Annotated in this window: 24 protein-coding genes, 1 tRNA gene and 3 pseudogenes; 24 read left to right on the forward strand and 4 right to left on the reverse strand. The window is 58.0% G+C overall.

All coding sequences use genetic code 11. The features are described from left to right. Positions 1-76: 76 nt before the first annotated feature. Positions 77-229, reverse strand: a complete 153-nt coding sequence (locus ASF66_RS22705; protein WP_167375944.1) for a hypothetical protein — start codon at positions 227-229, stop codon at positions 77-79. Between the two features lie 140 nt (positions 230-369). Between ASF66_RS22705 and xth the strand changes: the two genes are divergently transcribed. Beyond that, positions 370-1,167: an exodeoxyribonuclease III gene (gene xth, locus ASF66_RS00485; protein ID WP_049859924.1), complete on the forward strand. Its 798-nt coding sequence runs from the start codon at positions 370-372 to the stop codon at positions 1,165-1,167. A gap of 4 nt (positions 1,168-1,171) precedes the next feature. Here the strand turns inward: xth and ASF66_RS00490 are convergent, their stop codons facing one another. Next, the gene (locus ASF66_RS00490; protein WP_056842273.1) at positions 1,172-2,269 is read right to left on the reverse strand and encodes a 3-deoxy-7-phosphoheptulonate synthase; all 1,098 of its coding nucleotides are present in this window, start codon (positions 2,267-2,269) and stop codon (positions 1,172-1,174) included. 554 nt (positions 2,270-2,823) lie between these two features. On the opposite strand from ASF66_RS00490, the gene ASF66_RS00495 reads away from it, so the two are divergent. Then, the gene (locus ASF66_RS00495; RefSeq protein WP_049859926.1) at positions 2,824-3,267 is read left to right on the forward strand and encodes a GNAT family N-acetyltransferase; all 444 of its coding nucleotides are present in this window, start codon (positions 2,824-2,826) and stop codon (positions 3,265-3,267) included. A gap of 23 nt (positions 3,268-3,290) precedes the next feature. Here the strand turns inward: ASF66_RS00495 and ASF66_RS00500 are convergent, their stop codons facing one another. Continuing rightward, positions 3,291-3,512 carry a DNA-binding protein gene (locus tag ASF66_RS00500; protein ID WP_056842274.1) on the reverse strand — a complete coding sequence of 74 codons (222 nt, stop codon included), beginning with the start codon at positions 3,510-3,512 and terminating at the stop codon, positions 3,291-3,293. Between the two features lie 81 nt (positions 3,513-3,593). On the opposite strand from ASF66_RS00500, the gene ASF66_RS00505 reads away from it, so the two are divergent. The 7 genes and pseudogenes from ASF66_RS00505 to ASF66_RS23120 form a co-directional block, all read left to right on the forward strand. Beyond that, complete coding sequence (locus tag ASF66_RS00505; protein WP_056842275.1) at positions 3,594-3,977, forward strand: helix-turn-helix domain-containing protein; 384 nt, start codon at positions 3,594-3,596, stop codon at positions 3,975-3,977. 111 nt (positions 3,978-4,088) lie between these two features. Beyond that, on the forward strand, positions 4,089-4,733 hold the full coding sequence (gene gacA, locus ASF66_RS00510) for a response regulator transcription factor GacA (RefSeq protein WP_049859929.1): 645 nt from the start codon (positions 4,089-4,091) through the stop codon (positions 4,731-4,733). Positions 4,734-4,735: 2 nt separating this feature from the next. After that, entirely contained in the window at positions 4,736-6,559 is a 1,824-nt protein-coding gene (gene uvrC / locus ASF66_RS00515) for an excinuclease ABC subunit UvrC (protein WP_056842276.1), read from the forward strand. Positions 6,560-6,591: 32 nt separating this feature from the next. After that, entirely contained in the window at positions 6,592-7,152 is a 561-nt protein-coding gene (gene pgsA, locus ASF66_RS00520) for a CDP-diacylglycerol--glycerol-3-phosphate 3-phosphatidyltransferase (RefSeq protein ID WP_049859931.1), read from the forward strand. A gap of 67 nt (positions 7,153-7,219) precedes the next feature. Further along, positions 7,220-7,295, forward strand: a tRNA-Gly gene (locus ASF66_RS00525). A gap of 328 nt (positions 7,296-7,623) precedes the next feature. Further along, positions 7,624-7,722, forward strand: a pseudogene (locus ASF66_RS22795) (NUDIX domain-containing protein); the annotation flags it as partial. Then, positions 7,706-8,410 (forward strand): annotated as a pseudogene (locus ASF66_RS23120) (IS5 family transposase); the annotation flags it as partial. The pseudogenes ASF66_RS22795 and ASF66_RS23120, both read left to right, overlap by 17 nt. 44 nt (positions 8,411-8,454) lie before the next feature. Here ASF66_RS23120 and ASF66_RS21800 read toward each other — a convergent pair. Next, positions 8,455-9,297, reverse strand: a pseudogene (locus ASF66_RS21800) (IS5 family transposase). A gap of 1,382 nt (positions 9,298-10,679) precedes the next feature. Between ASF66_RS21800 and ASF66_RS22355 the strand changes: the two are divergent. The 15 genes from ASF66_RS22355 (at position 10,680) to ASF66_RS00605 (ending at position 25,684) form a co-directional block, all read left to right on the forward strand. Beyond that, complete coding sequence (locus tag ASF66_RS22355) at positions 10,680-11,954, forward strand: hypothetical protein (RefSeq protein ID WP_156463095.1); 1,275 nt, start codon at positions 10,680-10,682, stop codon at positions 11,952-11,954. A 19-nt stretch (positions 11,955-11,973) separates the two neighbouring features. Continuing rightward, a complete protein-coding gene (locus tag ASF66_RS21805) occupies positions 11,974-13,107 on the forward strand; it encodes a DUF262 domain-containing protein (protein ID WP_162240063.1) in 1,134 nt (377 codons plus the stop codon). 4 nt (positions 13,108-13,111) lie between these two features. Continuing rightward, the gene (locus tag ASF66_RS22360; protein WP_156463096.1) at positions 13,112-13,843 is read left to right on the forward strand and encodes an MAE_28990/MAE_18760 family HEPN-like nuclease; all 732 of its coding nucleotides are present in this window, start codon (positions 13,112-13,114) and stop codon (positions 13,841-13,843) included. A gap of 827 nt (positions 13,844-14,670) precedes the next feature. Next, positions 14,671-15,399, forward strand: coding sequence for a GntR family transcriptional regulator (locus ASF66_RS00550; RefSeq protein WP_049859932.1), 729 nt, complete (start codon positions 14,671-14,673; stop codon positions 15,397-15,399). After that, a complete protein-coding gene (locus tag ASF66_RS00555; protein ID WP_056842279.1) occupies positions 15,396-16,157 on the forward strand; it encodes an ABC transporter ATP-binding protein in 762 nt (253 codons plus the stop codon). Before ASF66_RS00550 ends, ASF66_RS00555 begins: the two co-directional genes overlap by 4 nt. A gap of 1 nt (position 16,158) precedes the next feature. Then, complete coding sequence (locus ASF66_RS00560; protein WP_056842280.1) at positions 16,159-16,929, forward strand: ABC transporter permease; 771 nt, start codon at positions 16,159-16,161, stop codon at positions 16,927-16,929. Positions 16,930-16,949: 20 nt separating this feature from the next. Continuing rightward, entirely contained in the window at positions 16,950-17,933 is a 984-nt protein-coding gene (locus tag ASF66_RS00565) for an ABC transporter substrate-binding protein (protein ID WP_056842281.1), read from the forward strand. A 29-nt stretch (positions 17,934-17,962) separates the two neighbouring features. After that, positions 17,963-18,967, forward strand: a complete 1,005-nt coding sequence (locus ASF66_RS00570) for a zinc-binding dehydrogenase (protein WP_177327953.1) — start codon at positions 17,963-17,965, stop codon at positions 18,965-18,967. Between the two features lie 68 nt (positions 18,968-19,035). Next, a complete protein-coding gene (locus tag ASF66_RS00575) occupies positions 19,036-19,458 on the forward strand; it encodes a PaaI family thioesterase (protein ID WP_056842282.1) in 423 nt (140 codons plus the stop codon). A 3-nt stretch (positions 19,459-19,461) separates the two neighbouring features. After that, entirely contained in the window at positions 19,462-20,250 is a 789-nt protein-coding gene (locus ASF66_RS00580; protein WP_056842283.1) for a VOC family protein, read from the forward strand. Further along, on the forward strand, positions 20,247-21,764 hold the full coding sequence (locus tag ASF66_RS00585; RefSeq protein ID WP_056842284.1) for a class I adenylate-forming enzyme family protein: 1,518 nt from the start codon (positions 20,247-20,249) through the stop codon (positions 21,762-21,764). Before ASF66_RS00580 ends, ASF66_RS00585 begins: the two co-directional genes overlap by 4 nt. Before the next feature lie 30 nt (positions 21,765-21,794). Continuing rightward, positions 21,795-22,856: an ABC transporter substrate-binding protein gene (locus ASF66_RS00590; RefSeq protein ID WP_056842285.1), complete on the forward strand. Its 1,062-nt coding sequence runs from the start codon at positions 21,795-21,797 to the stop codon at positions 22,854-22,856. After that, on the forward strand, positions 22,853-24,160 hold the full coding sequence (locus ASF66_RS00595; RefSeq protein ID WP_056842286.1) for an acyl-CoA thioester hydrolase/BAAT C-terminal domain-containing protein: 1,308 nt from the start codon (positions 22,853-22,855) through the stop codon (positions 24,158-24,160). The genes ASF66_RS00590 and ASF66_RS00595 overlap by 4 nt, the downstream gene beginning before the upstream one ends. Next, positions 24,157-24,915, forward strand: coding sequence for an ABC transporter ATP-binding protein (locus ASF66_RS00600; RefSeq protein WP_049859942.1), 759 nt, complete (start codon positions 24,157-24,159; stop codon positions 24,913-24,915). The genes ASF66_RS00595 and ASF66_RS00600 overlap by 4 nt, the downstream gene beginning before the upstream one ends. Beyond that, positions 24,908-25,684, forward strand: a complete 777-nt coding sequence (locus tag ASF66_RS00605; protein WP_056842287.1) for an ABC transporter permease — start codon at positions 24,908-24,910, stop codon at positions 25,682-25,684. The genes ASF66_RS00600 and ASF66_RS00605 overlap by 8 nt, the downstream gene beginning before the upstream one ends. Position 25,685 lies beyond the last annotated feature (1 nt).

Consider the following 25,685-nt stretch of genomic DNA (forward strand, 5'->3'; position numbering starts at 1 on the left):
TCCTTGTGCGCGGAGACAGCGGACGGGGAAGTCGCCATCATTTCATGAAAGCGCCTGCAGGGGCAGGCGCGGGTACTTATTTATCCTTGGATTGATCCGGCTTCTGCATCTGCACCGAGGACGGCGTACCGTCGTTGTTGCCTTTGGTGGTGCTCTTGTCAGCGCTGTCGAAACAGCCTTGCAGCAGCGCCAGGCTAAGCACCAGCCCAGCGAATGGAAGCATTTTCATGGTGATCTCCGGTGTTCAAGGCGTACTGGTTTGACTCGGTCGTATCCATTTGGTTGCCTGCCAGGCGCTGTCCTCCCACGACCTATTGCGACTGCGCAAGGTCACATGCAAGGCCAGTCAGCCAAGGGAGCCCGGCACGGATGAAAAAACTCAAGATCGCCACCTTCAACGTCAACGGCATCCGTGCGCATCAGGCCAACCTGATCGCCTGGCTGGAACGCGATCAGCCGGACATCGTGTGTTTGCAGGAGCTCAAGGCAGCCGACAAGGACTTCCCCGCCAGCGCGTTGGAAGCCGTAGGGTACGGTGCCCTCTGGCATGGGCAGTCGTCATGGAATGGCGTTGCTATCCTGGCGCGGGATGCGCAACCCCTGGAGAGTCGTCGCGGCCTGCCCGGCGATCCGGACGAGCAGCAGAGCCGCTACCTGGAGGCGGCCGTGCACGGCGTACTGGTCGGCTGCCTGTACCTGCCCAACGGCAACCCTCAGCCAGGCCCCAAGTTCGACTACAAACTGGCCTGGTTCGAACGCCTGATCGAGCACGCCAGTACGCTGCAATCCAGTGATCATCCTGTCGTACTGGCGGGTGACTACAATGTAGTGCCCACCGACCAGGACATCTACAGCCCCAAGTCCTGGCTCAAGGACGCCTTGCTGCAACCCGAAAGTCGGGAAGCCTATGCGCGGCTGCTCGAGCAAGGCTGGACCGACGCGCTACGCGCGCTGTACCCGGAAGAGCGCATCTACACCTTCTGGGACTACTTCCGACAGCACTGGCAGAAGAATTCCGGGTTGCGCATCGATCACCTGCTGCTCAACCCGGCACTGGCGCCGTACCTGACGGACGCCGGCGTGGATGCCTGGGTGCGCAACGAGGCACACGCCAGCGACCATGCGCCGACCTGGATCCAGATCGGCACACGCAAGCGCAAGCGCTGATGCTTCAGGCGTCGGCAACCCCGCGCAGGCGCTGGGCGCCCTGACGCAGCAGTTGCTCGGTGGCCGCCCAGCCCAGGCAGCCATCGGTGACCGACACGCCATAGCGCATGTGCCCACTGATGGGCTGATTGCCTTCCTGCAAGTGGCTTTCCAGCATGACCGCCACCAACGAACGATCGCCGTCCAGGCGCTGCTGCAGCACATCGTCGAACACCGCTGGCTGACGCAGAGGGTCCTTGCCACTGTTGGCATGGCTGCAGTCGACCATGATCCGCGCTTTCACGCCTGCCTTGGCCAGGTCGTGATGGACTTGAGCGACACTCTGCCGGTCGTAGTTCGGGCCTCGGTGGCCGCCACGCAACACCAGGTGGGTGTCGGGGTTGCCGGTGGTGTCGATCATCGCCGGGTGCCCTTGCGGATCGATACCGAAGTGGCGATGAGCGTGTGCCGCACTGCGCATGGCATCGCAGGCCACGCCTACACTGCCGTCGGTGCCGTTCTTGAAGCCCACCGGGATGCCCAGGCCGCTGGCCAGTTCGCGATGGATCTGCGATTCGGTGGTGCGCGCGCCGATTGCGACCCAGCTCAACAGGTCATCGAAGTAGCCCGCTGCCATTGGCTGCAGCACTTCGCTGGCCAGCGGCAGGCCCAAGGTCAGCATTTCGCGCATCAGGTCGCGGCACAGGGTCAGGCCGCCCGCCATGTCGTCGGTGCCGTCCAGGTAAGGATCGTACGCCAGGCCTTTCCAGCCCACCGTGGTGCGTGGCTTTTCCACGTAGGCACGCATCACCAGAAGCATCTCGCCGTTGAGCTCGTGGGCCAGCTGGCTCAGGTTGCGGGCGTACTCGAGTGCGGACTTTGGATCGTGCAAGGAACAGGGGCCGACCACCACCAGCAGGCGTGGGTCACGGCCTTCGAGAATGGCGCGGATGGCAAGACGGTGATTTTGTACCTGGGCCGCGAGTGGGTCCGGTACGGGCAGCTGTTGCTTGAGCGCGAAATGGCTGGGCAGGCGATGGGTCGCCGATGTATTGGCGGCGTCCTTCACAGCGTGGGGCTGGACGAGGGTGGTGCGAGGCAGAGCGGTCAGGCTGTTGTTCATGATCAAGTTCCTGGACAGCGGCGGGGTGGTTGCCCGCTTGCGCTGTCCTGTCAAGGTGTTCGACAAAGTGCCGGGGAATCTGGACTGAGGGTCATGCCACCCATGAACGACCGGTCGGAGGCGGCAGGCTGGCCCGAACGGAGGTTGCTAAATCGCCAGAAGTCGCAAGTGTCGAAGCGGTAATAAGTGAAGTAGGTCATGAAGCGTTCCTCGATTCGTGGCGAAAGTGCCGGTAGAAAGATGATGTGCTGTAAAGCGTGAAACCCTGAAAAGCAAAAACCCCCGGTCGGGGAGCCGACCGGGGGTTGAGAATTCTCTGTCAGGCGACCCCTACGAAATGGGCGCCGAGATGGGTATCAGGCGCGCCAGTGGCTAAACCAATACCCAAAATAAAAGCTTACCGGTGCACGCACAGCCGTCATTGCTGCGCAAGTCGCAGGCAAGGATGCAGGGCTAAGGGTGTTGTGCGACATTGAGCGTCTCCGATAGATGGCTGGAGCTTACTTCAGCCGTGGCGAGGGATACAAGCCCATTCTTGCAGTGGAGACGATTCGATGACTCTGTACCTACGGCCTGCAGCCAATGCCGATCTGCGGTTCGCTCGGGACCTCACTCGGCAGGCCATGCTGCCTTACTACGCTCGGCACGACCTGCTCTGGCTGGACGCCGGCTTCGACCAGGCCTGGCACTGGCGCGATAACCGGGTGATCTGCCGCGAGACGGTATCACTGGGCTACATCAGCCTTTCCAGAGATACCCAGGCCCTGTTCATTCGCGAGTTGCATCTGCTTCCGGCGCATCGTGGGCAAGGCGTGGGTCAATGGGTGCTCGAACAGGTCGCGCTGCTGGCGCGCAGTGAGCGCTTGCCGCGAATACGATTGATGGTGTTCAAGGTCAATCCCGCGCAGCGACTCTACAGCCGCAACGGTTTCGAAGTGGTGGGCGAGCAGGACAGCTTTCTGCGCATGGAGCTTGTCCTGCCCAGACGCGGCCACTGACGGCGTCTCCGGCGTGGCCCCTGTCAGCGCTGGCCAGGCTCCAGCGCGACGGTGATGGTGCCCAGCTTCATGCCCAGTAGCACGGCGACCTTGTGCGCCTCGCCACGCCGTCCTTTCTTGCGTCCGGCCAGCACCTGATAGGTGGTGGCTGGGTCCACGCCATGCTCGCGCGCAAACTCTTGTACCGATTTCCCTTGCTGATCGAGCCAGGCCCTGGCTTGTGCGGCAGTCCGTATACCATGCATAGTTCAAGTCCGTTTTAGATGGTTCAAAGTAGTATTTTTCAGCACTGTTTCGGGTGTTTCGATAAAGGATTATACATTCAAATGACTGGAATCGGTCCCCGACTAAGGGAAGAGCGCGAGCGTCTGGAGCTCACGCAACGAGAGTTTGGCCAAGTGGGCGGAGTGGAACCCAATGCCCAGGGCAACTACGAAAATGGTGAAAGATCCCCCAGAGCCGACTATTTGGCAGCTGTTTCGACGATAGGCGTCGACGTTCTGTATGTCGTGCTGGGGCGCCGGACACCCCTCGCCGAGCAGGCACTCAGCGGAGGCGAGGAAAAAGTCTTAGAGACATATCGGATACTTCCTACGTCTGGGCAAGCAGCTCTGAGCAATCTGGCCAACAGCATGGCCGAGATGGCGGCGAACTATTCGGTACGCGGCAGGGTCCAGAAAAAAATAGCGCCTGCAAAGCGTCCGGATTAATTGTCGCATCGACGTGCACCGCCATATCCATGACGCTTTGAGCTAGGTCCAAAGGGGCAATGTTTGCTACTGTGGCGGCATTCCCCGAGACCACTATTACGAGGTGTCCGTTTGATTCGGGTTCTAGTAGTCGACGATCACGACCTGGTCCGTACCGGTATCACGCGCATGCTCGCCGATATCGATGATCTGCAGGTCGTGGGCCAGGCGGAGTCGGGCGAGGGGGCGCTGCAGTCTGCCCGCGATCTCAAGCCGGACGTGGTCCTGATGGACGTCAAGATGCCCGGCATCGGTGGTCTCGAAGCCACGCGCAAACTGTTGCGCAGCCACCCCGATATAAAGGTGGTCGCCGTGACCGTCTGCGAGGAAGACCCATTCCCCACGCGCCTGCTGCAAGCTGGTGCGGCGGGGTACCTGACCAAGGGCGCAGGGCTGGCGGAAATGGTTCAAGCCATTCGCCTGGTCTTCGCCGGTCAGCGCTACATCAGCCCACAGATTGCCCAACAGCTGGCGCTCAAGTCATTTCAGCCACAGACCAGCCATTCGCCGTTCGACCTGTTGTCCGAACGGGAAATCCAGATTGCCTTGATGATCGTTGGCTGCCAGAAGGTCCAGATCATCTCAGATAAGCTCTGCCTGTCGCCAAAGACGGTCAACACCTACCGCTACCGGATCTTCGAGAAGCTTTCCGTGACCAGTGATGTGGAGTTGACCTTGCTGGCGGTCCGGCATGGCATGGTAGATACCAACCTTTGACCATGACCGCTCCATTCGATCCCAGTGCCTTTCTTGCCACCTGCAGCGGACGTCCGGGCGTGTACCGGATGTTCGACGACGCCATGCGCCTGCTGTACGTGGGCAAGGCCAAGAACCTCAAGAAGCGTCTTGCCAGCTATTTCCGCAAGACCGGCCAGGCACCCAAGACGGCCGCGCTGGTGGGCAAGATCCACCAGATCGAAACCACCATCACTGCCAACGAGACCGAGGCGCTGCTGCTCGAGCAGACCCTGATCAAGGAATGGCGGCCGCCCTACAACATTCTGCTACGTGACGATAAGTCCTACCCGTATGTGTTTCTGTCCGACGGCGAATTTCCACGGCTCAGCATTCACCGGGGCGCCAAGAAAGCCAAGGGTCGATACTTCGGCCCGTACCCAAGCGCCGGGGCGATCCGTGAAAGCCTGAGCCTGCTGCAGAAAACCTTCTTCGTGCGTCAGTGCGAGGACAGCTATTTCAGGAATCGTACGCGCCCCTGTCTGCAGCACCAGATCAAGCGCTGCAAGGCACCGTGCGTCAGGTTGGTGGAAGCGCCGGAATACGCCGAGGACGTGCGCCATTCGGTGATGTTCCTGGAAGGGCGCAGTAACCAGCTGACCAATGAGCTGTCGGCCAGCATGGAGAAGGCGGCGATGGACCTGCAGTTCGAGGAGGCTGCGCAACTGCGCGACCAGATCGGCCTGCTGCGCCGTGTGCAGGACCAGCAAAGCATGGAAGGCGGCAGCGGCGACGTCGACGTCATCGCCGCTTTCGTCAATCCGGGCGGTGCCTGCGTGCACCTCATCACCGTGCGCAGCGGCAGGGTTCTGGGCAGCAAGAATTTCTTTCCCCAAGTGGGTATCGAAGAGGAGGTCGCCGAGGTCATGTCGGCGTTCCTCTCGCAGTACTACCTGGGCAGTTCCGAGCGCGACCTGCCCAGCGAGTTGATCGTCAATGTCATTCCCGAAGACCACGAAGCGTTGCTCGATGCCCTCGACACCCTGCGTGGGCGCGAGCTGAGCCTAAGCCATCGCGTGCGCGGCACCCGGGCACGCTGGCAGCAGTTGGCGGTGACCAACGCCGAGCAGGCGCTGGGCGCACGCCTCGCCAACCGCCAGCACGTCGCCGCGCGTTTCGATGCGCTGGCCGAGGTGCTGAACCTAGACGAGCCCCCGCAGCGCCTTGAGTGCTACGACATCAGCCACTCCAGCGGCGAAGCCACCGTGGCGTCTTGCGTGGTGTTCGGCCCCGAAGGGCCGATCAAGTCCGATTACCGTCGCTACAACATCGATGGCGTTACCGCAGGCGATGATTACGCGGCCATGCATCAGGCGCTGATGCGGCGCTTCAGCAAGATCAAGGCAGGCGAGGGCAAGCTGCCAGACGTGCTGTTGGTGGACGGTGGCAAGGGCCAGTTGAACATGGCCCGGGACGTCCTCAACGAGCTGGCCATACCCGACCTGATCCTGCTCGGCGTGGCCAAGGGCACGACGCGCAAGGCCGGCTTCGAAACGTTGTACCTCAACGACGTGGCTCACGAGTTCACGCTCAAGGGTGATTCGCCGGCGCTGCACCTGATCCAGCAGATCCGTGACGAAGCCCACCGTTTTGCAATCACCGGTCACCGTGCACGGCGCGGCAAGACCCGACGTACCTCCACCCTTGAAGGGGTGGCAGGCGTTGGGCCAAAGCGCCGTCGCGAACTGCTCAAGCATTTCGGCGGGCTGCAGGAAATCGCCCGCGCCAGCGTCGAAGAAATCGCCAAGGCACCGGGAATCAGTAAAAAGCTGGCAGAGTCGATTTATGCGAACCTGCACAGCGAGTAGAATGCCATCTCACCTTGCAGCCAGTTGTGCCGATGAATATCCCTAACTTGCTTACCGTACTGCGCGTCCTGCTGATACCGTTCTTCATACTGCTGTTCTATCTGCCTTACCATTGGAGCTACATGGCAGCCAGTACGGTGTTCGCGATCGCGGCAGCAACCGACTGGCTGGATGGCTATCTGGCCCGTCGTTGGGAGCAGAGTACGCCGTTCGGCGCCTTCCTCGACCCGGTGGCCGACAAGCTCATGGTGGCGGTGGCCCTGGTGCTGCTGGTGCAGGAGCACGCCAACTTCTGGCTGACTTTGCCTGCTGCCATCATCATCGGCCGCGAGATCGTCGTTTCCGCGCTGCGCGAGTGGATGGCCGAGATCGGCGCCCGAGCCCAGGTGGCAGTGTCCAACATGGGCAAATGGAAGACCGCTGCGCAGATGCTGGCGCTGGTCATCCTGCTGGCCAACCCCAAGGCAGTGACCTTCTGGGTCATCGTCGGCTATACGCTTTTGATCGTCGCCGCCGCGTTGACCCTGTGGTCCATGCTGCAATACCTGCGCGCCGCCTGGCCACACTTGCGCACGACCGCCGAGAAAAAATAAAACTATTTTTGAATCAAAGGCTTGACGGGTGTCGCCGATTAGATAGAATGGCGCCCGTCAACACGACGCGGGAATAGCTCAGTTGGTAGAGCACGACCTTGCCAAGGTCGGGGTCGCGAGTTCGAGTCTCGTTTCCCGCTCCAAATTGGATCTGCAGGATTTCACGAATTCTGCAGATCATTGAAAAAAGGACCTTCGGGTCCTTTTTTCGTTGCCTCACAATCTTCCGAAAGGCCTCGCGAACGAGCCGTTGTAAGTGCATTTTTGAATGCAGAAAAACGACGTGTTTCTTATGGGTCTCTTACTATGCTCTGTATGAAATCCTGAGAAACCCAATCGGCATCCTTCGGAAGCTGAAATTTTTTAGAGTTGTCAGCTATCTGCAGAAAGGAATCCTGTGATGGCAAAGCATTACGAACTCTCTGATGAGGCTTAGGCTGTGGTTGCCGATCTCTTCATCGAAACTCATGGCCTGCCGGCCATCTGGAACCCGACGAAAATCTGCTGCAGGCAGCGCTGCGCGAAACGCTGGAAGAAACCGCCTGGGACGTCGAACTTACCGGAACGCTTCGGCCCTTGGTCAACAATGTGTCAACGGTTTCGGGGCTGACAAAACAAGGGGGCATTCGATCAGATGCTCAAACGCTTGCACCTGAGATTGAATGAGCGTGGATTGATCGATTTGCAAACATGGATGATCGACTCAACCGCAGTACGCGCAACCTGAGCCTCTTCTGGCGCCGGGAAAAAAGGAAGCCTGAGGAGCCTGCCGATCATGCTCTAAGCCGCAGTCACGGTGGCCCGACAACCAAATCCACATGCTCTGCGACGCCAACGGGACATCGTTGCGCTTTCTCCTCTCTGGCGGTCAAGCCAGTGACATCAGCTACGCCTAGCTACTGTTGGACGAGGTTAACATTCCATCAAGCCAACGTGGCCGCCCGCGTAAACGCTGTAGATGGTTACTTGCCGAAAAGGCTACGACGCCGAAGCGCTACGCCGCTACTGCGACCAATATCAAATGCAGCCCGTCATCCCCCTGCGCTCGATGAAGCGCAAACACAAGCCTGCCTTTCTAAGACTATTTGATCAGGCCAAGTACCGACAGCGCAATATCATCGAGCGTATGTTTGGCTGGCTGAAAGAGAACCGCCGGATCATGACACTCATTGAAAAGCTCATGAAAAGCTATGCCGCTATGGTTTCACTGGCTTGTTCCAGGCGGTGTTTGCGACAGCTCTTTTCGTACAGAGCCTAGAGGAGCGCCTGTAAGGGGCGAAGCATTTGATGCCCGTTTATCGTCTAGGTTTTGTACGAAAAGTATTGCCGCATACAGCGTAGGCTGCAGGCCAGCGTAACCATGGCCGAAAAGCTTCTCGCCAGCTTGTCGTAGCGAGTGCCGATTCTGCGGTTCTCCTTTAGCCAGCCAAACATACGCTCGATGATATTGCGCTGGCGATACTTGGGACGATCAAAGAGTCGGGGCAAGCCAGGCCGGCATCGCGCGCAGCGGGATCAACGGCTGCATTTGGTAGCGGTCGTAGTAGTGACGCAGGTGTTCTGCGTCATAGCCCTTATCGGCCAGTAACCAACGACTGCGTTTGCGCGGCCGCCCCGGCTTACCGGGAATTCGTACCCGATCCAACAACGGCTGGGCATGGGCGATATCACTGGCTTGTCCCGGAGAAAGCGTGAAGCGCAATGGCACGCCATTGGCATCGCAAACCATATGAGTCTTGGTTGTCAGGCCGCCTCGGCTGCGTCCCAGAGCATGGTTTAGCGGTTCTTCAGATCCCCCTTTTTCCCGGCGCCTGAAGAGGTTCGGGTTGCACGTACCGCCGTGGAGTCGATCATCCAGGTGTCCAGATCGATCAATCCTTCCTGATTGAGTCGAATGTGCAAGCGTTCCAGTATCCGGTCGAACGTACCGTCATCGCGCCTGTCACGAAAACGCTGATACACCGTCGACCACGGCCCAAATCGTTCCGGCAGGTCACGCCAGGCAGCGCCCGAACACAGGATCCACAGGATTCCATGCAGTACCAGACGATCATCGCTGCGTGGGCGACCCATTTTCTGCACTGGGGAAACCAGATCTTTGATCAATTCCCACGATGCGTCGGAGAGTTCGTAGCGCTTTGCCATGCGGGCCTCCAGCCAATCATGGCAGCAATCTTAACTGCACTGACTTTTCGTACAAAACCTAGGCATTCGATCACAGCGCTTCAGATCACTCGATGGGAGGCCGTAGGTATTGTCAGCAACTACAGTAGTTTCTGGTGCGGTACCTCATACGGACGACTGGGGTTGCAGCTTCGCTACTGCTGCGCTTACAAGCTCGCCAGATATCTCTCGAAAGCTGTCCCGAGGTGGGCCCGCAGCAAAATGTGATAGCAGATCACGTATCAATATGCAAACTATGAGTATGAATCTTCTACTTGACCGCAAGTGAAAGCGCCAGCGAATTTAGCTCGGAGACAGAACGCTGTCACATTTTAAGAGGAATAGCTCATTTATTTAGCGCTAGTGTCCGAAAGGCGTCGGCTATGAATCCCGATGTCAATCCGCTGAATGTATGCCGAAGATGTGCTCGCAACTGGCCGATTTTTTTCAGGCGCGCAGCACTTTAAACTATCCGATTTTTGGGCAGGTCTGGTATCAACCTCCGTAGGCGGTGGTGAAGAGAGGTCTCACTTGGTTTGTATAGCTTGGCCCTCCCCCTAAGCGTCTATTGTGGTGCACGGCCCTTCAAGGAAATCCGCTGCTTAGTCAGGATGTGACGATTTTGCCGCGATAGTGCGTTCAATATGATTACTTCCTGTAGATAAGAAGGCTATCTAACATCCTGCAGCAGGTACGTAATTAGTCATTCAAATCCTAGGTGCAGTTGAGGTGTTGATTAAGATCTTTGCGGACGTTTACTCGGCTAGGCTTTCCTATCTCTCGGCGCTATAATTTTAATCTAAGGGGTAGAGTATCACTTATTTTAACTTAGATATTGATGTAGGTTTAATTTGGCACGAATCACGATAATAAGCGTAGTGCCAGAATTGACATCACCATCAAACTGTATGGTGCCATAGCCTTCGAAGTAGTGCTTCATCGTCTAGTTTGCAGCAGGCTGGCGATGCAGTATTAGCGTGCCTACGTTGGAACTCTAGCGGAGCATACCAATAAAAACTTTCCGATCGCCGTGCAGGAGCGAGTTGAGATTCGAATCCGGTCACAGAGGCTAGAATCCGCCCAGCGCTGTCGGCACCGCTGAGAAGGGTCATCAGGCAGCTTTGGTTAGGATTACTACTTCCTGCGGGGGGGGGGCAGTGACTGGGCCAAGCCTGGGAGTGAGATTTTCTGTGCCTAAACGCCTGTCCTTAGCCTGTACTGGAGGCGTCGCTCTGATCGGCTGCATGAATGGGCAGTCCGTTGGGAGAGTTTAGGATTGATTTGATCCCTGCTAGGAGTAAAATCACCTTTTTTTGGCCACCTAGAGTGTTATTATCTCGATCACAGTCGATAGGATATTAGAAATGAGCTCTAGCGCTGCTCCTGCGAACCCCAAATTGCACAGCGTGTCAGGAACGGGCAGATCGCATTGGTATCCATATTATGCGGGCTATTCACCTGATTTTGTTGCAGACCTAATTTCGCATCTTCAGTTGGATTCTAAGTCTACCGTATTAGACCCTTGGAACGGGTCAGGAACCACAACGTCAATTTGCTCTATAAAAGGCGTACCGTCGATCGGGTTTGATATAAACCCCTCGATGGTAGTGGTTTCTCGTGCAAGGCTCGTAGCTGCTCATACATCTGCCAGTCTTGAACCGTTGCTTCAAAAAATCTTAGCTGTCAGCAAGGCGATGCGACGTCCGAAGCTTGCATCTGATCCTTTATGTTCTTGGTATACGCTCACCACAGCCAGAAGACTGAGGTCGGTGGAGTCTGCTATACGATCTATATTGGTCGGAGGAGATACCTCCTCAGTAGTCGATGTTTCAAATTTGTCGTCATTGGCGGCTTTTTACTATGTTCTTCTATTTAGAGTAACAAGGCGATTGGCAGGTAAAAGTACCACTAATCCAACTTGGATAAAAGTCAATGCTGAGGATAATCGAGTATCGTTGACGTGGGAGCAAATTGAATTTGCTTTATCTGTGGAGTTAAATGACATAGGTTTTTATGATGATGGCAGTACTGAAGACGGCCTACAAGCATCGGCGATCGTTAAAGTTGGAGATTCTAGAGCTCAATCGCTGAAAGACTCTTCTGTGGATGCTGTTATTACATCTCCACCCTATTGTACTAGGATAGACTATGCGGTAGCAACACGTGTTGAGCTGGCTGTTTTGAATTACAGTAATGGCTCTGACTTTGAAAGTCTTCGTAGGAGTATGCTTGGAACGACTCTTTCTGAGGCTCATTCGGGGCAAAGTGAGTTTCGAGTAGGCTCATTCGTAAGTACGTTGTTGGAAGCAATAAAGAAGCATCCTTCTAAAGCGTCGGCTGGCTATTATTATTTGACGTACAATGATTACTTCAATAAGCTCCGGAGGTCTATATGCGAGCTTGGTCGTGTTATTCGTAAGGGGGGGTCAGCAACTTTCGTCGTTCAAGATTCGCATTACAAGGAGCTGCATGTTGACCTTGCGCTTGTTGTTGAGCAACTATTTCAGGACTGTGGATTCAGGCTCGAAATGAAGTGGGATTATCCCGTATTGAGAAGTCTTAGGCAAATAAATTCTGGTTCGCGAAGCCATAGTGGTAAATGGCTGCCCACTGAAAGTGTTTTAATACTTCGTAAATAATGTCATATGGAGAATGCTTATGGATATAGAATCGGATTTCGAAAGGGAAGAAGAGTTATCATCTCCCAACATCCTAGAAGAAAAATATAGAAAGCAAATGCGGCAAATTCATCCGCAGAAAATAGAGCTGCCAATATCAACGCTCCAAGCAATGATCAAGGAGCAAATCACTCTGAATCCGGATTTTCAGCGTCGCGGTCGTTGGGATACAAAACGTCGATCTCGTTTTATCGAATCACTTATTATGAATGTTCCTGTGCCGCCTGTTTTTCTTGGTGAAGATGAATATGGTACCTATGTTGTCTTGGATGGGCGCCAAAGGCTCACAGCTCTAAGTGAGTTCCTAGATAATCACTATGCATTGGAAGATCTGACCGTATGGTCCGAACTGAACAAAAAACGTTATTCGGATTTGGTTTCTGAGGGGTTGAACCGAGCTTTAACTCGAAGATTTATTCCCGCAATCCTTTTGTTAAAAGAATCATCGGCGGAGGTTAAATATGACGTGTTTGACAGGCTTAATACAGGCGGTGTAAAAGCCAACGAAATGGAAATCCGGAATGCAGTATTTCGAGGCGATTTTACGAAACTCATGCATGAAATGTCTTCTTTGCAACGTTTTCGACAGTTGTGGGCAATTCCCGAGGGCAGGTCTGATCTTGAAAAGAATACTCTTTATAGTACGATGGAGGATGTCGAGTATGTCCTGAGATTTTATGCTCTGCAAGAGCCGGAGCGGATTGAAGGGCGACTTAAAGATTATTTAGGTTTATTTATGAAAAGCTCTAATGAAGCCTATAGAGCAGATGAGTCAAAAATGGCTGAGGACAGAGCTTTATTTTTACGCACTCTGGAATCTACGTGGAAACTGCTGGGCTCAAATGCATTTTTGCGACCTTCTACAAACGATCGTTTCCATCGCTCTGCACCACTCGCTGATGCAGTTCTTTATGGGATGTCGTTTATCGATCCGAACGCAATCGGAGAAGGCGATGATGTTCTCGCTCGGTCAGCACTCGATCAACTATTACTCGAGCCCGAATTTGCCGCTGCAGTAAGAGCGGGAACAAATGGTAAGGGTGCAATTGCTAAGCGCACTTCATCTGCTCGAGCAGCTTTTGCAGCAGTACTACCTCATGCTGTGAGGGCTTAAATCTATGCCTACGCCACTCAGGCTTCAATTTCAGAGTTTTAGTGAGTCAGCTAAACCTATTGGTAGGCTGATGGACGATATAGAGCTAGATGCAGCAAGAGTTTTGAAAGATTCGGCTGTAAGAGCTAAACATATAGCCGTAAGAAGCGCGTCGCTAGTTCTTTTAAGCGGGTTGCTGGAGTCGTTTCTTCGTCAGGCGGCGGAGGTGTTTTTTCAAGAGCTTGCTAGACGAGGGCTTACATATTACGAATTGCCGCCGGAAATGCATAAGATACATTTCGTGAACGGTCTTAGTTTGGCACAGAAAGCCGCTGATCAGAAGGAAGAGGTTAGCAATGCATTTAGTGAAACCCGACAAGCCCTCGTGCGATTAGCGGAACCACCCTCTAAAGGAATGCCAACTCTGATTTGGGAAGCTTTTGCGGTAACGAAAGGGAATCCAGGACCAAAAGTAATTGGTGATTATATGAGGGCCTTTGGTATAAAAGATGGTTTGAGAAAAATTGCAGAAGAATCAAAACAAGATTCTAATCTTTTGAATACGCATTTAGTAAGCTTTATTTTGTTGAGGAATGAGTGTGCACACACTGGCACTTCGAAAAATCCACCTTTACCATCTGACGTGAAAGTTTATGTAGATATTCTTCGTCGGACAACTCTTGGGATAAGTAAGGCTCTCGATAGACGAATTAATGAGTTGTATGCAGCGGCTGTTCAAGCTCGTGTTGTAGTCTAGCGTATTATATGCGTTATGCCCGAATTAGAGTAGTGATAGGGGTTTTCTGCTATAGCTCGGGCGCGTTCTTTCGGTTGTATAAGCCTGTTTTTCTGAGTGGCTCAGGTAGAGACGTTTGCTGTCGAGTATTTGCATGTTGATTATTATCCTTGGCTATTGAAATTGGTTTTTACGTGTTTCCGATTTTGAGTTGCTGGTTTCTTTTTGATGGGTTTGGATCTCTTGCTTGAGGAGGCCTGCAGAGGTATATGGCTTAGCTAGAGATATTTTCGTATGTATCCTTTGATCCCGAAAGCTTTTCCTGATTTTTAAATAGGTAGGTCTACTTCTATCCCTAGGCAGTTGCGGCAGTCGATGTCCGAATGATTCATGCTAGGGTTAGAGGTTTATATTATCGGTGTTTTATAGCCACGTTCGTACAGCATATTTTGACAATAAATGGGAGCTGGTCGTTATTCTGCTCTACTCGGAGTTGATGTCCAATCTGTCCGAAGCTGCTCAAACACACCTCGATCCAGATAAAGCATTGATTCTTATCAGCATGTGGATGAGTACCTGATAGATGTGTGGCGCCCCCCAGATGTCCACCGCTGACTCAGCAGACCACCTACGCTTCGTACGGTAAGTTTTTCATAGAACTTCGGGTCACTCAGTAAGCCGCATCCATGTCCCGCAAGCACGCTGAGCCGCTCACAATATGCGCTCCCGGCATATTCATAGCCCAAACAAATCGTTCGAGTTCAACCGCAATTGTTTTAGCTTAGCGGCCTCTAGTAAGCCTCACAGACCAACGCTGTGAGCTGCTCACACACTTGGGTAGGTCGTTCATGTCGCTGTCATCCGTCGCGTCGGACATTTGTGTCGATAGTAGCAACCAGGGCGATGCCGCCTATGCGCGCATTCGTCGTGACATCCTGTCGTGCCGCTTGATGCCGGGCGTGAACATCACCGAGCCTGCCTTGATGCAGATGTACGACATCGGCAAGAGCAGCTGCCGCATTGCCCTGACCCGGCTGTGCCACGAACATCTGGTCACGTCGCGTCCACGCAAGGGCTACCAGGTGGCGGCCATCACCGTGAAAGATGTGGAGGAAGTGTTCACGCTACGTGTGCAACTGGAGCCGTTGGCCGCGCGCTTGGCGGTCGGCAGGGTGGATGTTTCCCGACTCAAAGCGTTGGAGGCGGCCTGCCGGGTCAGGCATCTGACCCCCTTGCCGGACCAGATCGACGTGTTTATGGATGCCAACAAGGCGTTTCATCTGGAGATCGCCCAAGCCACGGGCAACGAGCGGTTGCTGCGGACGCTGTCCAGTCTGATGGATGAAATGAGCCGGCTGGTGGCGCTCGGGTTCAACGTGCAGGGCACCAAACCCGAGATCAAGCACGACCACAATGCGCTGATCACCGCGTTTGAGGAAGGCGATGCTAAACGGGTGGAGTCCATTGCCCGCCGGCACATCGAAACCTTCCAGGCCATGACTCTCGAAAAAGTTTATGCCAGCCTTCGCGAAGCCGGAGCGTCACTGCCGATGCTAGCGGCGAGGTTCGCCCGATGAACGCGGCCCTGAATATCGAGCTCGCACCCTTGGCGTTCAGCGCCAGAGGGCTGAACAAGCGCTTCGATAGGCTGCAGGTGTTGAGTGATATCTCTTTGGATGTAGCACAAGGGGAGATCGTCGCCGTGCTGGGTACCTCGGGCTGCGGCAAAAGCACGCTGCTCAACATTCTCTCCGGGTTGCTACCGACCGACCATGGCTCCCTCTCCATCGAGGGGGTGCCCGCCGAGCGTTTTCACGATTGGCAGGCAATTGCCTACATGTTTCAGGAAGATCGCTTGCTGCCGTGGCGGAGTGTGCAGGAAAACATTGCGTTCGGCCTGGAGGCCTCTTCGCTGGGCAAGAGCAGGCGGGCACAGCGGGTAGCGCAGGTGTTGGAACTTGTCGGCCTGGTCCCGTTCGCCAAGGCATGGCCACACCAATTGTCCGGCGGCATGCGCAGCCGGGTCGCTTTGGCGCGCAGCCTGGTGGTGGAGCCGCGGATTCTGCTGATGGACGAGCCGTTCTCCAAACTTGACCCCAGCACTCGCGGGCAGATGCACGACGAGCTGCTGCGCCTGCACGCGCTTACTGGCATGACTGTGGTGTTCGTTACTCATGATGTGGAAGAGGCGGTAGTGCTGGCCGACCGCGTGGTGATTCTCGATCCGCGGCCAGGGCGCGTGCGCGCGGTCAAATCGCTGACACTTCCGCGGCCGCGTATCCCGACCGATCCTGCGGTGACCGAGCACGTCCGGCAATTGCGGCTGGAGGTCTGAGATGGGACAGGCCAAACTCTATTCCAGCCTTGTATTGCAGCGTCTTGCGCTGCTTGCCGTAGTTGCGGTGGTGTGGTGGTACGCCGCCGGCAGGATGCCGTCGTTCGTACTGCCCGGTCCACAGAAGGTCTTCGCTGCGCTGACTAGCCTGCTGCACAGCGAAACCTTTTTGCATGACGTCGGCGCGACCATGGGGCGGGTTTTCAGCGGGTTTTTCCTTGCAGTGCTAGTGGGCACGCCGCTCGGGCTGGCATTAGGCACAAGCCGCATGCTGGCGCTTTTTTTCGAACCGCTGCTTGCGGTATTCAATACGGTCTCATCGGCCATTTGGGCCATTTTCGCGATCATCTGGTTCGGTATTTCCGATGCCACTACGGTGTTCGTGGTGTTCATGACCGCCATGCCGTTGATCCTCACCAACGTCTGGCAGGGCGCGCAGACGGTGGAGCGGCAATACGTCGAGTTGGCGCGGTCGTTCCGCATGTCGCGCCTGCAGATTCTGTTGAAAATTTCCCTGCCCAGCATCCTCCCTCATTTCTTTGCCGGTGCGCGCCTGGCGTTCGGTTTCGGCTGGCGTGTGTCGCTGGTCGCGGAAACGCTGGGTGCGTCGGACGGCATCGGTTATCGCCTGCGCCAGGCGGCGGACCTGGTGCAAAGCGATCAGGTCTTTGCCTGGACGGTGCTGCTGGTGGCGTTGATGTTGTTGCTTGAAGCCGGGGTCCTCAAACCCCTGGAACGCTGGCTGTTCCGTTGGAAAACCCACAGTCTTTAACTCATAAGGTTGAACCCCAGATGCGCAAATTGATCATCGTCGCCGCGCTTGCCGCGAGCGCTGCGTTGTCGGCTGCTGCCCAAGCGGCGGAGAAAGTCCGGATCGGCTATTGGACCAGCGGCGTCAGCCTGGGTTATGGCTCAGTACTGGAGGCCAAGGATTTCCTCGCCAGGCGCGGCATTGACGCCGAGTTTTTCCACTTTCCCGACGTCAATGCGCCGGTCCGTGCCTTGGCTGCAGGCTCCATCGATCTGGCTTTCGGCGCGCCTTTGGCCGGGGTGTTCAGCTCGGCGGCGGAAGGCGTGCCGATCAAGATCTTCGCCGCGACCCAGCCGGCCGATGTGCAATTCGTAGTGCCCGCCGATTCACCGGTCAACACCCTTGCCGAACTCAAGGGCAAGAAGATCGGCATGTCGCCTGCCGGCTCGTCGGTGGCGGTGATCGCCAGCGCGGTGCTCGAAGGCAATCACGGCATCCGCAGCAACGACTTTTCACTGGTGGGCGCCAACGAGTCGCGGCTTGCGCAGTTCCTCGCTCAGCACCAGGTGGACGCCGCCGCATTGCGTTCGGTGACCATCGCCCAAGTCGGCGATGAGCTCAAACTCAAGCGTCTGGGCAGCTTTGCCGAGGAATGGAAAACCCTGACCAAAAGCGATGCGGTGCCGTACATCGGTGTCGGCGCGGTCAGCAGCGGGTTGGTCGATGGCCATCCGCAGACCGTGGCAAAGGTCATCGCAGCGCTGCGTGACACCTTGGCCTGGGGTGACGCCCATCCCGATGAAGTGGTCGCGATCCTGAAGAAGAGCGCCAATCTGCCCGACAACGACGCACGGGTCTATGCCGGCCAATGGAACGCGATGAACCGCCTGGCCTTCGAGCCTCAGGACCTGGACACACTGCGTCGCCAGCATCAGGTGTTTGCTGCGGGCGGCCTGATCAAGGGTGACCTGACGCCTGACCTGTTCGCGACCGAACCCTACGCCCAATCCAAACACCTCAACTGACCCTGGAGACAACGACTGTGAGCACAACCATGAAAGCCCTGGTACTCGACGAACACGGCGACCTCGACCGGCTGCACGTCGTCACCGACAAGCCGATCCCGGCCGTCGCAGCCGGGCACGTGTTGATCCGCGTCGGCGCCTCCTCGTTCAACTACCACGACGTCTTTACCGTCAAGGGTATGCCGGGCATCAAGGTACCGCTGCCGGTAGTGATCGGCCTGGACCTGGCGGGCACCATCAGCGCCATTGGCGACGGGGTCTCGGGTTGGCAGGAAGGCGAGCGGGTGTTGGTCAATCCGCTCAAGCCAGACGTGGGTTTGATGGGCGAGATGGTCGACGGCGGCATGGCCGAGTACGCGCTGGTCGATGCCCGCCAACTCATTCGTCTGCCCGATGCGGTGAGTTTCGAACAAGCGGCTGCGTTGCCGGTGGCTTACGGCACGGCTCATCGCATGCTGGTGACGCATGACACGGTCAAGGCGGGTGATCGGGTGCTGATCCTCGGTGCCAGCGGCGGGGTCGGCACTGCCAGTGTGATTCTCGCGAAATTGCTGGGTGCGCAAGTGATCGCCTGCGCTGGCAGCGATGCCAAGGCCGAGCGCTTGAAAGCCCTGGGCGCCGATCATGTCATCAATTATCGCGACACTGATTTCTCCAAGTGGGCGATTGCCCAGTACGGCAAACCGCAGCGGCGCAACTACGAAGGGGGCGTTGATGTGGTGATCAACTTCACCGGCGGCGATACCTGGCTGCCATCGCTAAAGTGCATCAAGCGTGGGGGGACCTTGCTGGTATGCGGTGCCACTGCCGGGCATGACCCCAAGGAAGACCTGCGCTACGTGTGGAGCTTCGAGCTCAACATCAAGGGTTCGAACAGTTTCTACGAAGAGAACCTGGTCGGGCTGCTCGACCTGATTGCCGACGGCAAGATCGACCCGCTGATCGATCGCGTCCTGCCCTTGGAACAGGCCGCAGAGGGGCTGGCGCTGATCCGCGACCGCGAAGTTCTGGGCAAGGTCGTCATCACACCATGATCGCCCTGTCGGCTGCGGCGAGTCATGTCGCAGCCCAAGTTCATTCTCCACTTGAAAGGAATACATCCATGACTGAAGTCACCCTGCCCACTGCCGCTGAAATCCAATCCCTTTTGCTCAAAGGCCCTTACCACCAATGGTTGGGCCTGCAAGTGCTCGAAGTCGGTGAGGGCAGCATCGAGTTGAGTGCCACATGGCGTGAAGAGTGGGTCGTCAACGTCGAAGGCGGCTACACCCATGGCGGCATTCTCGCAGCGTTGGCGGATTTGACGGCCGACTGGGCCCTGGTATCCAAAACCGGCAAGGGCGTGCCCACGATCGACCTGCGTGTGGATTACCACCGTGCCGCCAAAGGCAACTTGCGGGCGAGCGGCAAGGTGATCAAGTTCGGCAAGCAGTTCTCGGTCGCCGAGGCTCAGGTGTTCGACGCCCAAGGCCACTTGGTCGCCAGCGGTCGGGGTGTGTACGCCACGCCTGCGGCAAAGGCCTGAAGCATGAGCGTCGCCGTGGATCATCTGGTCATCAACACCCGCTTCGATACCGAGGCTGCTGCAACGCTGTTCAGGCAGTTGGGGTTTACCCTGACACCGCAGGGGCATCACTCGCTGGGTTCGATCAACCACTTGGTGATGTTCACCGAGGGTTATCTAGAGCTCATCGGCCTGCCATTGGGTACCAATACCCTGCGCCTGGAGGTCCTCGACAGCCCGCGTGGCATCGATGGACTAGTGGTCGCCACGGCTGATCCGAAAGCTACCCACGCAGCGTTGCTGGACCGAGGGTTTCGGGTACAGCCGGTGCAGTATTTTTCCAGGCCGGTGGAGATCGATGGCGCGGCGGCAGAAGCGCGCTTCGGCACTGTACGCCTGGTGCCCGGGCAGTTCCTGGCAGGTCGCGTCTACTTCTGCCATCACCAGACGCCGGAACTGGTCTGGCGCCCCGAGTGGCTGGGCCATGCCAATGGCGCCACGGCGCTGGCCGGCCTGACTGTGGTCAGCCAGGACCCGGAAGCGACCCGTCGACAATACGCCAAACTGGGTGCATTCGATTCAGGCTTCGTGCTCGACATCATTGATGAGGCCACGCTTACGGAGCGCTTTGCAGCCTTGGCCCAAGCCCTCACGCCGCGCGCCGAACGCTTCGCGGCAATCACGTTTCGCGGCGCCGATCCGTTGTTGCTCGCGCGGCACGCAGTGCGCCTGGGCCTGGACCATCGCGTCGAGGCAGCCCGAGTGACCATTGCGGTGCCGGCGTTCGACCTGTTGCTCGAGTTCATTGCATGAGGCTGACCATTCGAAATCTGGGGGACGTCGTCGGTGCGCACAGCCCTGCCGATCAGGCGGCCTTCATCGGGCTGGATGGCGAGCAGGGCGAGATCTGCTATCGCTTCGATGAGTTGGATCGGTTGGCCAGTGGTGTCGCTCGGGGCCTGCACGCCCGTGGCTATGCCCAAGGCGAGCGCATCGCGTTGCTGGCCGCAAACTCCGTCGAATTTATCGCAGTGCTGCTGGGCATCCTGCGCGCAGGTCTGGTCGCCGTGCCGGTCAACCATCGTTTTCCGCAGGCGCTGGTCGAGTACGTGATCGCCGACAGCGGCGCTCGTCTGGTGTTCTGCGATGAACCACGGGCGTCTTTTGTACCTGTGAACTTGGCGCAAGTGTCATTGGTCCGGGGCGGCGAGCGCGGGCTGGACGCATTTCTCGACGCGGGTCCGTTCGCAAGCTTCCAGCCCCGGGCAGACGAGCCTGCCTTGATCCTCTATACCTCCGGCTCCACCGGCAAACCCAAGGGTGTGGTACTCAGCCATGCTGCCCAACTGTGGGTGGTCCGGACACGACTGCAAGCTACGCCCTTGGGGCAGGAACGCCCGCTCATCGCCGCGCCGCTGTACCACATGAATGCCCTTGCGCTGGCGTTGCTGAGCTTGGCCTGCGGAGCAACCACGGTGTTGATGGCGCAGTTCAACGCAGTGGGTTACATCGATGCCATCCAGCGCTATCGCTGCACCTGGCTGACGGCAGTGCCGCCAATGATCGCCATGATGCTGCAGGAACAGGCGCAATTGGCCCAGGCCGATCTGAGTTCGGTACGGGTGATCCGAATGGGCTCGGCGCCGGTCAGCGCCAGCTTGCTCCACAGCATTCATCACCTGCTGCCCAATGCGCGGGTCATCAATGCCTATGGTACTACCGAGGGTGGCCCGGTGGTTTTCGGCCAGCATCCCAAAGGGCTGCCCAGTCCAGCGCTATCGGTAGGTCACGCCCATCCACAGGTGCAGCTGCGCCTGCGCGATCCTGCCGGGCGCCTGGGCGAAGAGGGCGTTCTGGAGCTGAAAAGTCCCGGCTTGATGATCGGTTATCACCGGCGTCCGGACTTGCCAGCCCCCATCGACGCCGACGGCTTCTACAGCACGGGTGACGTGTTTCAGCGCGACCGCAACGGCTTCTATACCTATGTCGGGCGCCGCGATGACATGTTCGTCAGCGGTGGGGAGAACATCTATCCCGGCGAAGTGGAGAAGCTTCTGGAGCGCCATCCTGCGGTCCAGCAGGCCTGCGTGGTCGCGGTGGTCGACGACATCAAGGGCTTCAAGCCCATGGCCTTCGTGGTGCTGCGCCAGGGGACGGACGCCAGCGAGGCGCAGATCAAAGCGTTCACGCTGGAGCATGCCCCGGCCTACCAGCACCCGCGCAGGATCTGGTTCGTCGACGCCTTGCCGTTGGCGACAACCAACAAGATCGACCGCACCACCTTGCTGCAGGACGCCCACCGGCGGCTTCAGGCAGCGGACGAATAGCCCAATCCCCATCAGGTCAAGGAATCCGATATGCGCCTCACGTATCTACTGCCGCTCACCCTGGCGTGTGCCACTCCTGCTTATGCTCTCGACGAGGTCACCGTTGCCCTGGCGATTCCGCCCGCCGTGCATGACGGCGCCCCTTACGCAGCGGCCGAGGCGCTGGGTCTGTTCAAGGACCAGGGGCTGGACGTCAAGGTACTGATCTTCCAGGGCGCCGGTGCCTTGCTGCCGCAGGTCGCCAGCAAACGAGTCACCTTCGGTTTTCCTGTGGCGGAGCCGGTCATCTCCAGTTATTTCCACGGCAAGGACCCGCTGCCGGTGCGTTACTTCTACAACGGTGTGCCCAGCCAGACCTTGGAGTACGCCGTACTGGCCGATTCTCCGATCAAGACCCTGGCTGACTTGGCGGGCAAGCAGATCGGCGTTGGCGCTCTGACGTGGGGAACCCTGCCCAACAGCCGCGCGGCGCTCAAGGTCGCCGGCCTGAAACCGGGAGAGAACGTCGAGTTCGTGGCCGTGGGCGCGTTGGGCGCGGGATTTCAGGCGTTACGCAGCAGAAAAGTCGATGCCTTGAACTTCAACAGTAGCTGGGACGACATGCTGGAGCTTTCAGGTACCGCGATTCGCCGGATCGCCTACCCGGATGTCTTTCAGGAAAATCCGGGTAATGGCTTCATCGCCCACCAGGACACCTTCAGAGACAACCCTGATCTGATCCGCCGCTTCGGTCGTGCCTACACCCAGGCGCAGTTCGTCTGCGAGGTCAATCCGGCGTTCTGCGTGCAGGCTTTCTGGCGGCAGCATCCGGAAAGCAAACCGGCCGACGCCGATGGCAAAGGCCTTGAAGAGGCCAAGACTCTACTCAGCCGACGCTTGCAGCGCACCCTCTATCGGCCTGACGGCAGCGCCCGGACGCCTGGGCAGTACGACCTGAAGGTGATCCGCGCGGCGATTGGCGCCATGGCTGCCGCTGGCGAATTTCCTACTGCCGAACTGCCGGTTGAGCAAATTTTCTCCAATGAGTTCGTGACCTCGTTCAATGATTTCGACAAGTCAGCGCTGCGTCAGCGTGCGGAGGGAGCCAAGTGAGCCTGCAACTGTTCATCGATGCGGCTGACGGCCTGATCGACCAACCGCGGCGCATAACGGCGCGCGGTGCCACGCCCGGAATCGCCAGGCTTACAGCCACGCTGGCGCACCCTGATGGCAGTCAGTGGCGCAGCCAGGCGGATTTTCGGATTGCCGATGACGGTCGCTTGGACCTCGACGCGCAATCGCCGGTGGCGGGCGACTGGGATGTGCCGCAAGCCATGGCCTGCGTATGGGCCATGCGCCAGATCCGCGAACCGCTCGACTCATCGCTGAGCGAGAGCGTTGCACCGCTGAACATCGATGTGGAGATCGAGGACGAGCGCGGCGGCCTTGCCTGCGCGACTTTCGGCCAAAGATTCCTGGCCCCCGGAGTAAGTCGTCGACCTATCGTCGACGCCGGCCTGTCGGGCACCGTATTTCTCCCCGCTGGCAACGGCCCGTTTCCAGTGGTCATCGTTTTGAATGGCTCGGGTGGCGGCACGCCGGAGCAGCGCGCTGCGCTGTATGCCGCCCATGGCTACATTGGCGTAGCGCTCGCTTATTTCAAAGCACCGGGGCGCCCGGAGTACATTTCTGATACGCCGCTGGAGTACTTTCAAACGGCACTGGAGTGGGCGCAGCGCAGCCTCGCCCCTCGTCATAATTTCATCGCCGTGGCGGGCCTTTCGCGCGGGGGTGAGTTGGCGTTGTTGTTGGCCACTACCTTTGCACAGCAGGTATCGGCAGTGATCGGCTACGTACCCAGTGCCGTTGTGCACGGCACCCTGCGCGCCGGACGCCCGGGCCAGGCCCGCGACGCCGATGCCTGGACGTGGCAGGGGCAGCCGCTGCCCAACGTCTGGCGGAACAACGTCCATGCCGACTGGTCCGCTTTCGACCAGCCGCCGATACCTGGGGTGCCCATTCGTCAGGCGCCCGCTTTCAGCACAGTGGAGCAGGCCGCCGATAACGTGGCGACCGCACGTATTCCCGTGGAGCGCATCAACGGTCCGGTGTTACTGATCTCGGGTAGCGACGATGGCTTCTGGCCATCGACTGAGTATTGTACGCGCATCGTCAAAGCGTTGAGCGCTGCGGGGCATCCGTGGCCGGCTCAGCACCTATGCAATGAAGGCGCCGGGCACGCCATCGGTTTTCCCTACGTGCCCACGACGCTGATTGCCAAGCGTCATCCGGTAGCCGGAGTGGTGATCAGCGGCGGCGGTACGGCCTTGGCCAATGCCCAGGCCAACCGCCGCAGTTGGGATGTCGTACTGGCATTTCTCGATCGCGCCGTGAGCGCGCAGGGTGAACGCCCATGAGCGCTGCTCTGGCGTTGCACGGTGTCGGGGTTACCTACGCCACTCGGCGCGGTGCGATCGAAGCGCTGGCTGACATCGATTTGAGCATACAGCCTGGTGAGTTCGTTGCCCTGCTGGGCCCCTCCGGGTGCGGCAAGTCGACGATACTCAAGCTGGCCGCCGGTCTGCTGTCGGCCTCACGCGGGCGTATAGAACTCGCCGGGCACACAGTCTCCGGCCCCGGACGCCACACCGGCGTGGTGTTCCAAAAACCCAATCTGTTGCCATGGAAGACCGTGCTGGACAATGTCCTGTTGCCGGCACGGACCCTGGACTTGCCGACGGGGCCTGCGCGGGAACGCGCCATGGCCCTGCTGGAACTAGTAGGGCTTGCACCCTTCGCCAAGGACTACCCGTTCGAGTTGTCCGGCGGCATGCAGCAGCGCGTAGGGATCGCGCGGATGTTGCTGCACGATCCCGATCTGTTGCTGATGGACGAACCCTTCGCCGCGCTGGACGCGCTGTCCAGAGAGTCATTGACCCTGGAGTTGCAGCGCATCTGGAGTCAGCACCGCAAGTCGGTGCTTTTCATCACTCACAGCATCCAGGAAGCCGTATTCCTGGCCGACAGGGTCCTGGTCATGTCGCCGCGGCCCGGACGGATCATCGAGCAATTACCCATCTGCCTGGCCAGACCGCGCACCCTTGGAACCCTAGCCGATCCTGAATTCACGGCGCTTTGCCAACACCTGCGCAGGCACTTCACCCATGAATAGACTCACTGCCATGCTGTACCCGCTCATCAGCCTGGCTGGGGTCATTCTGTTGTGGTCCTTGGCCGTGGCGGTGTTTGCCATACCAGACTATGTACTGCCAGGCCCCTGCGCAGTATTCCAGTCGCTGGTCAGCGGTTTCGCCGACGGCAGCCTGTGGCCTCACATCGGCGCCACGCTTGCGGAAATGCTCAGCGGCTATTTCATCGGCGGGGTTTTGGCGATCGTGCTTGGTGCTTCGCTGGCCGAATCGCAAACGTTCGAGCGCTTCGTCTATCCGCTGTTGATCGGTCTGCAAGCCACGCCGAAGATTGCACTGGGACCCATCATCCTGGTGTGGTTCGGTTTCGGCATGGCGTCCAAGGTCGTGCTGGTCGCGCTGGTCTGCTTCTTTCCCCTGTTCGTCAATACGGTCAACGGCATTCGCCGCACCCCTCCGGAATTGCTTGATGCTTGCCGGGTTTTTTCCGCCTCGCGCTGGTACTTGCTGGTGCACGTCAAGTTGCCCTCGGCTGCTGGCGAAATCTTCGCAGGCCTGCAAATCGGTGTGTCCCTGGCGCTCATTGGTGCGGTTGTCGGCGAGTTTCTCTCGGCGCAGCGCGGGCTGGGTTACCTGATCGCTTCGAGCTCGGTGAGCATGAGCCTGGCGACCATGTTCTCCGGCGTGGTGCTGCTGGCGCTGATCGGTCTGTGCGGCGCGCAATTCATCCGCTGGCTACAACGGCGGGTGATTTTCTGGGAGCCCGGTGCGGCTCGAAACACTCAACGCTAGA

It is taken from the genome of Pseudomonas sp. Leaf129 (genome assembly GCF_001423465.1).
In the GTDB taxonomy this organism is placed as follows: domain Bacteria; phylum Pseudomonadota; class Gammaproteobacteria; order Pseudomonadales; family Pseudomonadaceae; genus Aquipseudomonas; species Aquipseudomonas coleopterorum.